Origin of the sequence: Corallococcus exiguus (assembly GCF_009909105.1) — a bacterium.
Classification (GTDB): Bacteria; Myxococcota; Myxococcia; order Myxococcales; family Myxococcaceae; genus Corallococcus; species Corallococcus exiguus.
The window spans coordinates 243,845-257,002 of record NZ_JAAAPK010000010.1 but is presented as its reverse complement, the minus strand read 5'-3'; the positions used below and the strand labels follow the sequence as shown (position 1 = coordinate 257,002).

11 protein-coding genes are annotated in these 13,158 nt (G+C 68.3%); 4 read left to right on the top strand and 7 right to left on the bottom strand.

Annotation, left to right across the window (positions count from 1 at the left end):
* Positions 1-42 precede the first annotated feature (42 nt).
* Together GTZ93_RS31935 and GTZ93_RS31930 are read right to left on the bottom strand one after the other, a co-directional pair.
* Positions 43-1,881 carry a glycoside hydrolase family 15 protein gene (locus GTZ93_RS31935; RefSeq protein ID WP_139921118.1) on the bottom strand — a complete coding sequence of 613 codons (1,839 nt, stop codon included), beginning with the start codon at positions 1,879-1,881 and terminating at the stop codon, positions 43-45.
* 167 nt (positions 1,882-2,048) lie between these two features.
* Positions 2,049-3,446 carry a hypothetical protein gene (locus GTZ93_RS31930; protein WP_139921116.1) on the bottom strand — a complete coding sequence of 466 codons (1,398 nt, stop codon included), beginning with the start codon at positions 3,444-3,446 and terminating at the stop codon, positions 2,049-2,051.
* Positions 3,447-3,695: 249 nt separating this feature from the next.
* Between GTZ93_RS31930 and GTZ93_RS31925 the strand changes: the two genes are divergently transcribed.
* The 4 genes from GTZ93_RS31925 (at position 3,696) to GTZ93_RS31910 (ending at position 7,086) form a co-directional block, all read left to right on the top strand.
* Positions 3,696-4,040, top strand: a complete 345-nt coding sequence (locus GTZ93_RS31925) for a putative quinol monooxygenase (RefSeq protein ID WP_139921114.1) — start codon at positions 3,696-3,698, stop codon at positions 4,038-4,040.
* Positions 4,041-4,049: 9 nt separating this feature from the next.
* Positions 4,050-4,799 (top strand): hypothetical protein, encoded by a 750-nt coding sequence (locus GTZ93_RS31920; protein ID WP_161663179.1) that lies wholly within the window; start codon positions 4,050-4,052, stop codon positions 4,797-4,799.
* A gap of 102 nt (positions 4,800-4,901) precedes the next feature.
* Positions 4,902-6,143 (top strand): hypothetical protein, encoded by a 1,242-nt coding sequence (locus GTZ93_RS31915; protein WP_139921110.1) that lies wholly within the window; start codon positions 4,902-4,904, stop codon positions 6,141-6,143.
* Positions 6,144-6,252: 109 nt separating this feature from the next.
* On the top strand, positions 6,253-7,086 hold the full coding sequence (locus tag GTZ93_RS31910) for a hypothetical protein (protein WP_139921108.1): 834 nt from the start codon (positions 6,253-6,255) through the stop codon (positions 7,084-7,086).
* Here GTZ93_RS31910 and GTZ93_RS31905 read toward each other — a convergent pair.
* The 5 genes from GTZ93_RS31905 to GTZ93_RS31885 are packed head-to-tail and all read right to left on the bottom strand — an operon-like array spanning position 7,058 to position 13,156.
* Positions 7,058-8,038 carry an ABC transporter substrate-binding protein gene (locus GTZ93_RS31905; protein WP_139921106.1) on the bottom strand — a complete coding sequence of 327 codons (981 nt, stop codon included), beginning with the start codon at positions 8,036-8,038 and terminating at the stop codon, positions 7,058-7,060. The two genes, GTZ93_RS31910 and GTZ93_RS31905, sit on opposite strands and share 29 nt — an antisense overlap.
* Positions 8,035-9,087: a D-alanine--D-alanine ligase family protein gene (locus tag GTZ93_RS31900; protein WP_139921104.1), complete on the bottom strand. Its 1,053-nt coding sequence runs from the start codon at positions 9,085-9,087 to the stop codon at positions 8,035-8,037. Before GTZ93_RS31900 ends, GTZ93_RS31905 begins: the two co-directional genes overlap by 4 nt.
* A complete protein-coding gene (locus GTZ93_RS31895; RefSeq protein WP_161663178.1) occupies positions 9,084-11,147 on the bottom strand; it encodes an MFS transporter in 2,064 nt (687 codons plus the stop codon). Before GTZ93_RS31895 ends, GTZ93_RS31900 begins: the two co-directional genes overlap by 4 nt.
* Positions 11,144-11,902 carry a cache domain-containing protein gene (locus tag GTZ93_RS31890; protein WP_120576506.1) on the bottom strand — a complete coding sequence of 253 codons (759 nt, stop codon included), beginning with the start codon at positions 11,900-11,902 and terminating at the stop codon, positions 11,144-11,146. Before GTZ93_RS31890 ends, GTZ93_RS31895 begins: the two co-directional genes overlap by 4 nt.
* Before the next feature lie 15 nt (positions 11,903-11,917).
* Entirely contained in the window at positions 11,918-13,156 is a 1,239-nt protein-coding gene (locus GTZ93_RS31885; RefSeq protein WP_161663177.1) for a porin, read from the bottom strand.
* Between the last annotated feature and the right edge of the window lie 2 nt (positions 13,157-13,158).

Genomic DNA, 13,158 nt, shown 5'->3' with positions numbered 1-13,158 from the left:
TGGAACTCCCGGGCCTTCGAAGAAGGCCCGGGAGTCGTCGCGTCAGGCGCGGGGCTCGGTGAGGGTGTAGGCCGCGGTGACGAGCGAGAAGTGGCTGAACGCCTGCGGGAAGTTGCCCAGCTGAGCATGCAGCTTCGGCATGTACTCCTCGGCGAGCAGGCCCAGGTCGTTGCTCAAGGACAGCAGGTGTTCGAACAGCCGCCGGGCATCCTCGAAGCGCCCCATCATCTGGTACACGTCGGCGAGCCAGAACGAGCACGCGAGGAAGGTGCCCTCCTCTCCGCTGAGCCCGTCCACGGAGCCGGTGGGGTCCGGCTTGAAGCGGAGCACCAGCCCGTCCTGGAGCAGTTCGCGCTCGATGCACTCCACCGTGCTCACCACCCGCGGGTCCGTTGCCGGAAGGAACCCGGTCAGCGGGATGTAGAGCAGGCTCGCGTCCATTTGCTTGCCGCCGTAGTACTGCGTGAAGCTGTTCAGCTCGCGATTGAACCCCTGCGCGCAGACCTCCTCGAAGATGGTCTCCCGGGCTTCCAGCAGCCGCTCCATCGGGGCCGCCATCTTCGTCTCATCCGAGGCCTTGATGGCCCGGTCGAGCGCCGCCCACGCTGCCACCTTGGAGGCGGTGAAGTGGCGATTGGGTCCGCGCATCTCCCAGATGCCCTTGTCGGGATTCTGCCAGACCTTCATCGCGTGCTCCGCGACGTTGAGCAGCGCGCGCTGCGCGACGGGGCCGACCTCGCCGAAGTATTTCGCGCCCGCGTAGAGCACCGCGGCCACCTCGCCGAGCACGTCGAGCTGGAACTGGTTGTAGGCCCCGTTGCCGATGCGCACGGGCTTCGCGCCACCGTAACCGTCGAGCCAGTCCAGTTCGGACTCCGTGAGGCGGCGCTCGCCTCGGATTCCGTACATGATCTGCATCTGGGCGGGGTCTCCCGCGATGGCGCGCATCACCCACTTCCAGAACGAGGACGCCTCATCGCTCAGGCCCGCGCGGTTCAGGGCGTTGTGCGCGAGCACGGCGTCGCGCAGCCACGTGAAGCGGTAGTCCCAGTTGCGTTCGCCTCCCGGCGTCTCCGGGAGCGACGTGGTGGGCGCGGCCACGATTCCGCCCGTGCTCTCGTAGCTGCAGGCCTTGATGGTGATGAGGGAGCGGACGACCTCGTCGCGGTACCTCGGCGGCGGGACGATTTTCGACACCCACTGGGTCCAGTAGCGGTCGGTCTCCTGTTCGGCCTTCTCCGCATCCAGGTTCGGCGGGACCTGATCCAACCACGAGTAGTTCCAGCTCATCACCCAGGAGAATCGCTGGCCCGCGGTCACCTCGAAGTTCGAGACCAGCGGGGACGCGGTATCCCTGTCCGTGCGCCGGAGGAACAACGCGTCCGGGCCGGCGAACGCACGGAGCGAGCCGCCCACGCTTTCCACCCTGGGGATGGAGCGGCCGAAGGCGAAGCGTGGCGTCAGCTTCGAGTGCATCGCCACCGTCCCCTTCACCCCCACGACGGTCCGGACGATCCTGGGGAACTCCTGGCCGACGGGCATGAAGTCGATCAACCGGACGGTGCCCGAGGCGCAGGTGAAATCCGTCTCGAGGATCAGGGTGTCCTTCCGATAGCGGCGGGTGATTTTCTGGATGGACTCCCTCGGTGCGAGCGCCCACTCGCCGTTCTCCTCCGTCCCGAGCAGGCTCGCGAAGCAGGCGTCCGAGTCGAAGTCTGGCAGGCACAACCAGTCGATGGTCCCGTCCCGGGCGACCAATGCCGCCGAGCGCATGTTTCCGATGAGCGCGTGGTCCTCGATCTTGCGGTTCGTCTGGACCCCCAGCTGCGCCGGGATGACAGGCTCCTGGGCCTTCTGTTTCTGCGTGATTTGTTCCGCCATTGCGTTGGCTCCCGTATGCCTCATGATCAAGCCTTGACGCTGGCGCCCGGGGCGCGGAGGCGCAACCGCCGCGGCGGAGGGAGAGCGACCGCTTGGTGCTCCGGGGGCGAGCAGATCCCCGAAGCTCATGGCTCCCGTGATGGCGGCTGGGAGAAGAGCGAATCAACCTACTTCCAGGTGAGCATCGGCAAGGTCGGGATCTTCAGGAAGTCTTCGGGAAGGAGATTGTCCCGCGTCTTGCTGACCGTGACGAAAATCCACGGATGATCGCTGTAGTAACCGCTTTCGAGCGACTGGTCGCCGATCACGGGGCGCGCGATACCAGAGAAGCGGGTGGGCTCGATCTGGGTCGAGTCGTTGGTCACCACCGCGTTCATGAACCGCTGTGGCGCTTCCTGGCTGGTATTCGACGCGCGCGTCGACACCACCTGCTCGATCCGCTTTCCGACGGAGAGGTACTGCGGACCCGACACATACTCGGGCATGAACTGCGGATTGAAGGAGCAATCGAAGTTGAAGTCGCCGATCAACAGGTCGGCGCCGCTGAGCTTGCTCCACGCGATCTTCTCCTCGAGCACCGCGCGCGCTTTCACATCGTTGTTCTTGCACGCACTGACGTACTTGGACGAGAAGTGCACGCCACACGCGACCAGCTTGATACCCGCCAGATCCTTGGTGACCAACAAGACATTCTCATTGTTGTTGGTGACCGCTCTCTCGGCTGTGAACCTGGCTTGCTTCTCCTCAGCGTCGCGGTGGGCGGAGCGGACGTAGCCGGCGATCTGCTGCTTCCAGTCCTTGACCCCGCCTTGGTCGTTGTAGGGGAGCGCCGACTCGTCCATTCGCAGGTACTTGACGTCATGAATGTTCAATTCGTCGGGGAACTTGTTGTAGTTCAGTTCCTCCGACAGAAAAATCAACTCTGGAAACACCTTCGGAACCAGCGAGGGGGGCATCAAGTGCTGGGTGCAGCCGCATTTGACACGGGATTGACGAGACCCAACCGCCACGTGAGTGAAGAGCAACTTCTCCCAGTCGCGATCGTGCTCCGAACCGAGCTTGTCGACGGCCGCGCACGCGATGACGTCGTAGTTGATGTCCCATCTGACCTTGTTCTCCACGGTCTTCGACAGCAACGGATTGGCTCCTTCCGGTCGAAACGCCAAGGTCACATTGGAGTTGGTCGACATGCTCACCAGGTCCTTCGGTGTCATCGGAGGCATGAGGTCGAGATTGCGCTTCTCCAAGAACGCATTGTCGAATGGCATGCGCCGGAACGAGTCCTTCTCCGACAAGAAGATCTCGCCGCGCGTGCCGGAGTCCGAGAGGCCCTTTTGCGTCCTGGAGGTGCCGCCCGCGTCGAACGGAATGAACAGCACGGACAGCGCGCTCTGCTGGCGCTTGCGCTTCTTGAGAATCGCGGAATCGTTCGAGTCCGAGGGCTGATTCGTCGCTTCGAACACCGCCCGGCTGCGCTTCTTGGAGTTCGTGCTCGGTTGCTTGGAACAGTCGCAGCGTCCGAACGAGAAGGGCTGGAGCGGGGCACCACAGTTCGTGCATGTCATGGCGAGAGCTCCAATCGACCTCGAGGAATTGAAGGAGAGCCAGTTCGTCCCCCCGATTCCCCATGGTGCAGCATCGGAGCAATCCGGCACAACTGGCGGAGCATACCCAACCCAGCGCATCTGGGACTGCCCCGAGGTTCGCTAGGGGGTGTCCGTCGAGGGCGGCTGCCCTGCCCTCGGCCGACTGGCGGTAGATGGGGTCGCACTTAAGCGGAGCCGTTGCCTACCCCCGTGGGCTAGCATCATCGGATGACTCTCCTGGTGCAGTGTGAGTTTCGGGTGAAGCGGTCTGACAATGAGCCGGAGTTCATCCGGCTCGTCCGGGCGTTGGCTTCCGCCGCCGCGAGCGAACCGGGAACATTGCGCTATCAGTGGTTTGCCACGCAGCGGCCGGGGCACTACTCCATCCTCGAGGAGTACGTCGACGCCGATGCGGCTGAAACGCACAACGGAAACGTCGGAGCGCTGCTCGTCGAGCTCTTTTCCGTGGCCGAGCTGGTGTCGGTGTCGCTCTACGGCGAACTCAACAAGTACTTGCGCGACTGGGTCACGGGGCGTGACGGAGTCTCAATCCACGTGCCGTTGAAAGGATGACCAGTTCCGATGATTGCTCCTTCGCATCCCAAGGCCCTCCCCCACCGCGCCGCCCTCCTCTCCTGCCTGCTCCTCGCGGCGGCGTGTGGCCGTCGCGTGGACTCCGATAGGACCGAAGCCGTGGGCTCCGCCACCGTCCGCCACGTGAGGACCTGCCAGTGGCTGGACTGGGAGAACACCTCCTGCCGGGTGGACTCCGTGATGACGGCGGGCTCCCGGCGCATCGAGGGCGTCTATTTCGTTTCGGAGAGCCCTCACGGGGAGCTGGCCCTCGTGAACCTGAGGCAGGGGGACAGCCTGCTCGTCGACACGCGCTCCGGTGCGGTCCGCGCGACGCTGCCCGCCCAGACCAGCGTCAAGGAGTGGTGCGGCGACGCGGAGCTCGTGATGGACTCCGGCTCCACCGGGGAGAGCGAGGGCTCCCACCTGGAGCACGTGTGGCTTGAACACGGCACGGAGGTCCACCGCGCCACCGTCTACCAGGGCCCACGCCACGTGCCCCGGGTCCTCTGCGGCCCCGAGCACACGGTGGCGCTCGTGCTCTCGACCATCCACGACGGGCCGCCCATCGAGCTGCACCGCTGGAGCGCGGACCAGGGCCTCCAACGCGTGGAGACATGGCCCGGAGACGTCCAGGGAGGGGGGGCCTCCGACCTCGTCCTCTCCTGGACCGCCGCGGGTCGGCCGGACTGGTGCGCGCGCAGCCGCCCCTACTCCGTCGGCACCTGCGTTCCACCTCCCCGGCCCTCTGTCCCCTGAGGCCCTGAAGTCCCCTCTCCTTCACAACGGGCTCCAGCTCCGCGTCCTGGCTCCAACGCCTATCGGAGCGGGCGCTCAAAGCTCCAGAGGGAGAGGTCTTCGATGAGCCTGGTGAAACAGCAGGGCATCCTGAGCCCGGGTACGCAATACGCCAAGGACGCGGATGTCATCATGACGGCGGCGGTCCTTGGGTGGGCCTGGAGCCGTCTCACGAACACGGACGTGAACAAGCGGCACGCGCGGGTCGACTTCGAGGTGGAGGACGGCCACAAGCTGTCCGAGCAGGAGCTGCGGGAGAAGCCGCTGGACCCCACCCACCTCTCCGCCATCCAGAAGCTCAACCAGTTGCTGCAGGCGTCGGGACTCAAGCCCGACCAGAGGGTGGAGCTGGGCAAGACGCCCATCTGGACGACCGGTGGCCGCATCACCGGCGGCAGCGGCGACGCGAGCGCCAACGACCCCTACCGCTACAACCCGCCGCTGCCTGTCGGCACCGCAGACAGGCTGTTCCAGCTGGCCACCCAGGCGGACACCGCGGACAAGCTGGGCTACCAGGGCCGCGGCGCCTACACGGGGTTCATCGATGGCCGGACGGATGGGCAGACCGGCTTGATGAGCACCTTCCGGCACAACGTGCCGTTCGACATCACCTACGGGCGGCGGTGGCATCCCCCGGAGGCGCTCCCGGACAAGCCCTGGGGGATGATCGGCGCCGCCAATGAGCAGGACAACAACGACCCGGCGAAGCCAGGGCTCAAGCAGCAGGGCATGCACTTCGAGGGCCCGGCGCCCCAGCGCAACCGCGACATCTGCGCGTACACGCACGGGATGATCCAGGCCATCTACGACGTGCGCGTCAACAAGCTGGCCAACGACCTCAGCCCGAACAAGAAGACGCCCTACAACCCCGGCACGCCGTATGAAATCGCCGTGGGCAAGAAGACGACGAAGCTGGCCTCGTGCTTCCCCTGCAGCATCTTCATGGAGGCCACCGGCCACCCGGCCTCCTCCACGCACCTGGGCCGCGGCGAGTCCTGGAGCCCGCTGTATCCGCCCCCCAACGCCACCACCACGCAGCACAAGGCCTGGCAGGCGTGCAACACGCAGTGGCAGGACTACTGCAAGACCATCATCGACGCCGGGCTCCAGTGCCTGAAGAAGGCTCCGGCCCAACTGAAGGACGAGTGGAAGCTCAGCGTGGGCGCGCTCGACCTCTACCTCAATGGTCCGAACGGGGTGAACAAGACGCCGGCCACCGCGGCCCAGGCCTACGCCAACCTCATCCTCGATGCCGTGACGGTCCACGACTCCGAGGTGAGTCGCATCAACCGGACCCTCAAGTAATCACACGCATGCGGTGACTTCAGACAGGCCTCACGGGGTAAGCGCCCCGTGGGGCTTCTTTTATTTCCGCTGGGAATCACAGCCTCGCCGCCGGTGCCGTCCTGGCGGCATGATCCGAACGCACATCGCAGAGGCTTGTGAAGCAAGGGACCTGGCGCTGTTGGACGCGGTGGTCTTCGTCATCCGGACGCAGGGACCCCTCACCCGGGCGAATCACCTGGAGGCCTGGCGCGGCGTGCTGGGCGACCCGGAGGTCATTGATCCAAGGCGTGAGTTGCTCGCGGATCGCCTGGCGCGCCGGACCGCCGCCCCGCTGGAGGGCGACGCCTTCTTCGCGTCGCTGCGCGTGCGACTGCCGGACGTCCCCAACCGCCTGCTGGCCTACGGACTGGCGCTGCGGGCCGCGACCGCGCACGGAGGCCACCCGGGTCCGGCGCAGCTGCCGCTGGCCCAGCTGTGCCGCGAACTGGGACTGACACAGGCCCAGGCCCGCGACATGCGCCTGGGCATCATGGATGGCATGTCCCCCGTCGCGCTGGCGGCGGAGCCCGCCCACCCGCGGCACGCTCGCGTGCTGGAGGCGGTGCTGCTGGCGGCGGGGATGGAGGCCCACCTGACGGAGGCGGAGACGTTGGCGCTGGAGGCGTCACGGGAGGATACGTCCTTCCTCCAGGAGCTCACCGGCCAGCTGCTGCGTCGCATTGCCTTCGGTTCCCAGGTGGCTTCGCCGCTGGAGGCGCTGTGCCAGCGGCTGACGGACATCGCGCTCGCACCCGCGACCCTCGCGCAGCGCTGGGGCACCCTGCGGCTGGCGTACTGCTTCTCTCACGCGGTGGGCCACGACCTGGGCCAGCAGCTCCTGCTCGACCTGCTGCAGGAGCTGCTGCACCTGGGGACCGTGGAGGCGGCCCGCGCTACCGCTCGCGAATCCGCGCGTACCTGAGGATGTGCATGGGCGGGTACAGCCCCAGCGCGTGCGCGGCCGGCATGTTCACCTCGAAGGAGAAGCGGGACAGCGTCTCCACGGGCAGCTCCGCCGGTGAGCGGTGCTCACGCAGTATCTGCGTGGCCTTGAAGCCCGCCAGGCCCCCGACATTGTAGAAGGGCGCCACCAGGCCCATCATGCCGCCCGCCTCCAGCTGCACCTCGATGGCGCAGAAGGTGGGCAGACCCAGGCGGATCGCTTCGTCCATCAGCAGCTGGCTGTGCGGCGCGAAGAAGTTCACCGGAGGCAGGTACACCAGGTCCGGCCTCCGGGCCGCCAGCGCCTGCATCATCGCCGGCAGGCGCGCCGCGTCCGGCTTCCCGTCCTTGCCGAGCGGATGCACCGCCACCAGTTCGATGCCCGCCTGCGCGGTGAGCTGCGTGAGCTTGTCGAACATGTTGCGCTGGGATGGCTCGGACGGGTTGTAGGCGACGCCCAGCCGCTTGAGCGGCATGAACGACTGCATGGCCTTGAGCTGCACCGGCAGCGAGGCCACGTGGATGGCGCCGGTGAGGTTGCGCCCGGAGCCCTCCAGCCGCGTCACCAGCCCCGAGGCGATGGGGTCCGACACCATGGCGAAGACCACCGGGACGTCGGTGATGTGCCGCGCGGGATCCACCTCGCCCAGCCGGCCCACGAGCCCCTCCGTCACCAGCGTGCTCTGGGCGTAGATGAGGTCCGGACGCCGCGCGCGAATCTCCTGGATGACCGCAGGCAGCCGGTTCGCGTCGCCTTCGATGTTGCGGACGGTGAACTCCACCTCCAGCCCCGCGCTGAGCAGGTAGTCCCGGAAGCCCTGGTCCGCCTCCGCGCCGGTGCGGTGGATGACCATGAAGACGCGGTACGGCGCGGCGGAGGCGGAGACCGCCGACAGCAGGAAGAGCGCGGCGAGGAAGGCGCGGGCCGTCATCGCCCCGCCTCCGTCCGGGCGGACGCGCTCCGCCACATCCGGCCCTGGCGGTCCAGGCTGTGCCGCAGGATGTGCTCGATGACGTCCGCCTGCTGGAACCCCGCGTTGCGCGCGGTGAACATCACCGCCGCGTGGCTGCCCAGGTTGCAGCCGATGTTGAACTCCAGGAGGAACAGCTCGCCGGTGTCGCGGTGCTGGCGGAAGTCGACGCGCAGGTAGTCGAAGTCCCGCACCGCGGCGCACAACCGGAGTGCGTACATCCGCAGGCGCTCCGCGAGCGGGCCATCCTGCACCATGCGGCGTTCACGCCCGCCGTCCAGCATCCGCTTCTGCCGGTGGGTGACGATGCCGTGCGGCAGCGAGGAGGTCTCCTCCGCGACGCCCAGCACGATGGGCTCCTCGCCACCCAGCACCGGCACCGTCAGATCCAGGCCAGGCACCAGTTGCTCCACGAGGCAGGCCTGGCCCAGGTCCTGGAACAGGCGCAGTCGCTCGTGCAGCCCGGCCTCCGTCTCCTGGATGCTGTCCTCGGAGATGCCCACGGACGCGGCGCCGAAACGCGGCTTGATGATCCACGGCCCCCGGAAGTCCGGCGCGGGCGGCAGCTTCCCCTCCGCCGGGCACGTCACCCAGGGCGCCGTCGGGATGCCCAGCGAGCGCGCCATCAGCTTGGTGAGGTGCTTGTCCTCCGCCAGCGCGCGGATGTTGGGCGGCGCGCCCAGGTAGGGGACCTGCAACCATTCGCAGAACGCCGACGTGAAGACCTCCGAGTTGCGGACCGGCGCGCGGTTGAGGAGCGTGAAGACGTAGTTGGGTTCGCTGCGGATGTGGACCAGGTCCTCCAGCGAGCGGCACGGCGAGCACCGCAGCCCCAGTCCGGTCAGCGTGTGGAACAGCTCGTGGTTGTAGCGCGGGAGCACGCCGTGCTCCGGGTGCAGCTCCGGCCACGGGGCTCCGGGGTCCGGCGCGTACTGCGCGAGGAACAACACGTCCAGGTGCTCGCGCTGCGTGGGCGTCAGCTTCAACAGGTTCTGGGTGATGGCGGTCATGGAGCTTTCGGAGTGGGAGTGGTGGGTGGAAGGGAACGCAGGAAGAGGTAGGCTGCGAGGCCCGCGGTGAGCGCGAGCATCCCGACGCCGATGACGTGGGTGCTGCGCACGAAGCCGCTGGCGCCCAGCAGCGCGGCGGCGAGCAGCGGGCCGACGAGGCTGCCCACCCGCTCGATCATCCGGAAGACAGACAGGAGCGAGTCCAGGCCGAACCCGGCGCACTCCTCGGCGAAGAGCGGCGGGATGCTGGCGAGCAGCGGCGTGGCCGCCAACGCCTGTCCCAGGCCCACCAGCAGCACCGCGGCCAACAACGGCCACGAGCCACCGGCTGACGCGAACAGCAGCACTCCCAGCCCGGAGAGCCCACCGCCCACGAGCATCATCCCCCGGTGCCAGCCATGGCGGTCCGCCATCAGCGACACCACCGGCGTGGCGAACACCGTGACGATGAAGTAGCCCATCATCAACCGGCCGATGGCGGCTTCCGTGAAGCCCATCGCATGCAGGCGCAGGGGCGTCAGGTAGAAGAGGAAGCCCGTCAGCACCAGGCGCGCCGGCATGGCCGCCAGCAAGATGAAGAGCAGCACGCGCCCGCGCTTGAGGATGCCCAGGTAGGCCGCCATCGCGCGGGGCTCGCCCTCCTCCCGCCCCCGGACAGGCCCCAGGTCCGGAGCCAGCAGCAGCACCAGCGCCATGGCCAGGCCCACCAGCGCCGAGGCCACCCCGAACGTCGCCGCGTAGCCGATGCGGTCCGCGAGGATGCCGCCAATGGCGGTGCCACAGACGCTGGCGGCCGTGGACGCGCCCACGAAGACGCCCATGCTCCGCGCGCCGTGGCTCTGCTTCGACGTGCGCGCCACGTGCAAGAGCGCCGTGGTCGTCACGATGCCGTAGCCGCCCGCGGTGACGACGCGCCAGAAGAAGAGCTCCGTGAGGCTGGATGCGAGGCCCGTCATGAACAGACCCAGGCCGGCGGGCACCATGCCCACCAGCATCGCCACGCGGCTGCTCCGGGTGTTGAGCAGGCGCCCCGCCAGCGGTGTGCACACCACCATCGCGGTGACCCACAGCGACATGGGCAGCGCCACCATGAAGCTCTCGGAGAAGTAGGGGCCGGGCTGGTACAGCCGCTTGACGAAGAGCGGCCAGAACGAACGCGACAGCTCCGAGCCGAAGAGGAAGACGAACAGCGGCAGCCGCAGGTCGCTCGTCCCGGGCTCCTCCAGCGCGGCGGGGGCCTTCGGGTCTCCGAAGCGGAAGCGCTCGCGCAGCGTCGCCAGCTCCGGCGCCGCGCGTTCGTCCAGCGCCGCGTGGCGGCGGTTGAGGCCGCGCACCAGCCTGCCCGCGGAGGCCAGCGCCCGGGTGGCCTCGTCGTGCAGCCGCACCCGGGCCTGCCTCGTGAAGTCCCCCGCGCCGCCCAACTCCAGCAGGCGCCGCAACAGCCGCAGCGGCCGGATGACCAGCAGGCCCATCAGCGCCATGAGCACCTCCACGGTGACCAGCGCCGTCACGAACAGGGTGATGAGGACGTCGGTGTGGATCTCCTGGAGCCGCTGCTCGGCGTATGTCGCGTCGATGCCCAGGTGCAGCTGGCCGATGACGCGCCCCCGCGACACCACGGGGTGGACCAGGTCCAGGTCTCCGTCCAGGCGCGCCAGACCGCGCGCCTCCTCGATCGCGTGGGCCTTGAGCACCTTGTCGAAGAAGGACGCGGGCTTCGCCTTCAGGTCCCTGGACGCGTACAGCAGGTGGCCGTCCGGCGAGGCGAAGCCGATGTAGCGGATCTCCTCGTGGCCCAGGGCCGCGTCATCCAGGTAGGCATCCGCCGCGCCCAGCCGGTTCACCGGGATGCCCAGGTCCGCGGCGCGGTGGAACTGGAGCGCCACGGTCTGGGCCAGCGTCTCCGCCTTGGCGCGCAGGTCCGGCCGCAATGACTGCTCGAACAGGCGCGAGGCCTGGATGGACGCAGCCACCAGCGTCGCCACGATGAGCAGCGTGGGCAGCAGGCTCACCTTCCAGATGCGGCTCCGGGACAGACTTCCGTCGTTCGTGGAGCTCATGCCGGGCCCTCCAGCGAGCGCTCCGCGCGGGCCAGGGCCAGGGAGGCCTCCTGGTAGCGCGCGTCGAAGGCACGCAGCGCCTCGTCGGCCGGGGGCGTGTGCGCCGGACCGTCCATGTTCCGGAAGGCCTGCTCCATCGCCTGGAAGCGCTGGCCCAGCGGCCTCAGCAACATCCACATCAGGGCGCAGACGAGCGAGAAGCCGATGGCCAGGGGCCACAGCGCCTGGCGGGCGAAGGTGTGGAGAAAGGCGCTCGCGCGCGCATCCAGCGCCTTGCGGTCATAGGCGATGAGCACCAAACCCACGGGCTGGCTGAAGGGGTTGAGGATGGGCGCGCCCACCAGCAGGGCCTCGCGGTCCGAATGGCTCCAGGTGCCGCCGTGCGCGGCGGCGGCGGCCTCGAACCAGGCGGCCCGCTCCCGGGCTGAGCCGGGCAGGTGGGTGGTGGCGTGCAGCCCGCTCTGGAACAGCACCGTGCCCCGGCGGTCGAGGATGGCCACGCCCCGGATGTCCGGGTCCATGCCGGACACGCGGGTGAGGATCTGCTGCGCGTCGCGGACGGCGGGCAGGGCCAGCCCCAGGTCGATGGCCGCCTCGGTGGAGGCCTTCGCGTCCAGCGCCAGCACGCGCAGCCGTGACTGCTGGAGTTCCCCGAGCGTCGTCTCGAACTTGGCGAAGTTGAGCAGGACGACCAGCGCGATGGAGAAGCACAGGATGGCCGCCGTCGCGGCCCCCAGCTTGAAGAACAGACTCATGGCCCCGGCTCCCCTCTAGAAGAACCACTGGATGCGCATGAGGAACTCGTCGTAGGGCGCGCGCCCTCCGGCGAAGACGTACCGGCTGGCGTTGAACATCCAGCGGGTGTTGGTGTTGAGGTACCAGTTGAGGCCGGCGGTCACCTCCTGGAGGCGCTCCTCGGAAGGCCCGTCGTGGCCAGGCAGTCCCTCGAAACGCAGCCGCGCGAAGCCGTAGCGCAGCCCCAGCTCCCAGGCGCCCGCGCCGTACTTGTCCGCGCCCGGATCAAACGGCCGCTCCGGATCCACGCCCCGCTCCTGTTTCTTCTCGCCCGTCAGCACCCACGTGCTGGACACGTAGAAGGCCTGCGAGCGCAGCCCCGCCAGGTGCACGCGCCGGTCCTCCTTGCCCAGGTCCGCGGCGGTGAGCCAGCCCTCGCGCGAAGGAGAGAAGAAGCGGGCGTACTCCACCTTCAGCGACGTGGGCCCCTGGAAGGAGACGAAGTCCGCGCCCAGGCGCCATTCGGGTGGAACGACGAACAGGCCCGTGGCGCCCGTGGCGTACGTCAGCTTGTACTGGGGCGCGGTCAGGAAGGAGAAGCCCGTGGGCAGCTTGCCGCGCGCCTCCTCCGGCAGGTTGTCGCCCAGCGCGCGGGTGGCGCTCACCGCGACGGAGACGCCTTCCGCGGGCACCACGGCGATCCGGCCCGCCAGCATCTTCCCGCGATCCTCGTCACGCGCCTTGCTGCTCGCCTCGTTGAAGAGGCCCAGCCAGTACTCCACGCGGTTGCCGGCCAACTCTCCGTGGAGCGCCATTCCCTGGTCGTACCGGGGCAGCACCAGGGAGAAGAGGAGGGATTGTTCGACGAAGTCCAGGAAGGTGGAGGAGGTCTCCAGCCACTCGTAGCCGAAGGGGACCTTGAGCCGGCCCGCGCGCAGCCGCAGCCAGGGCGTGGCGCGCAATTCCAACCATGCATCCTGGTAGAGGGGCGTGTCACGCAAGCCCACGTCGGTGATGAGCCGCACGTCCGCGAAGGGCGCCAGCGTGCCGGACAGGTTGATGCGCGCGCGGCGGACGTAGAAGGTGCTCGCGAGCCCATCGTCGGTGGGCGTCAGCCGCAGGTCCGTCTGCAGACCCATGCCCACGCGCAGCGCGGACCGGCCGTCGCGGCTCTGGAGGACGGTGGCCCCCGTCGGCGGCGGGGCTTCCGCGCGGGCCTGGGTGGCCAGCAGGAATATTGATACAAAAACAGACATCAAGACAAAGGCACGCATTT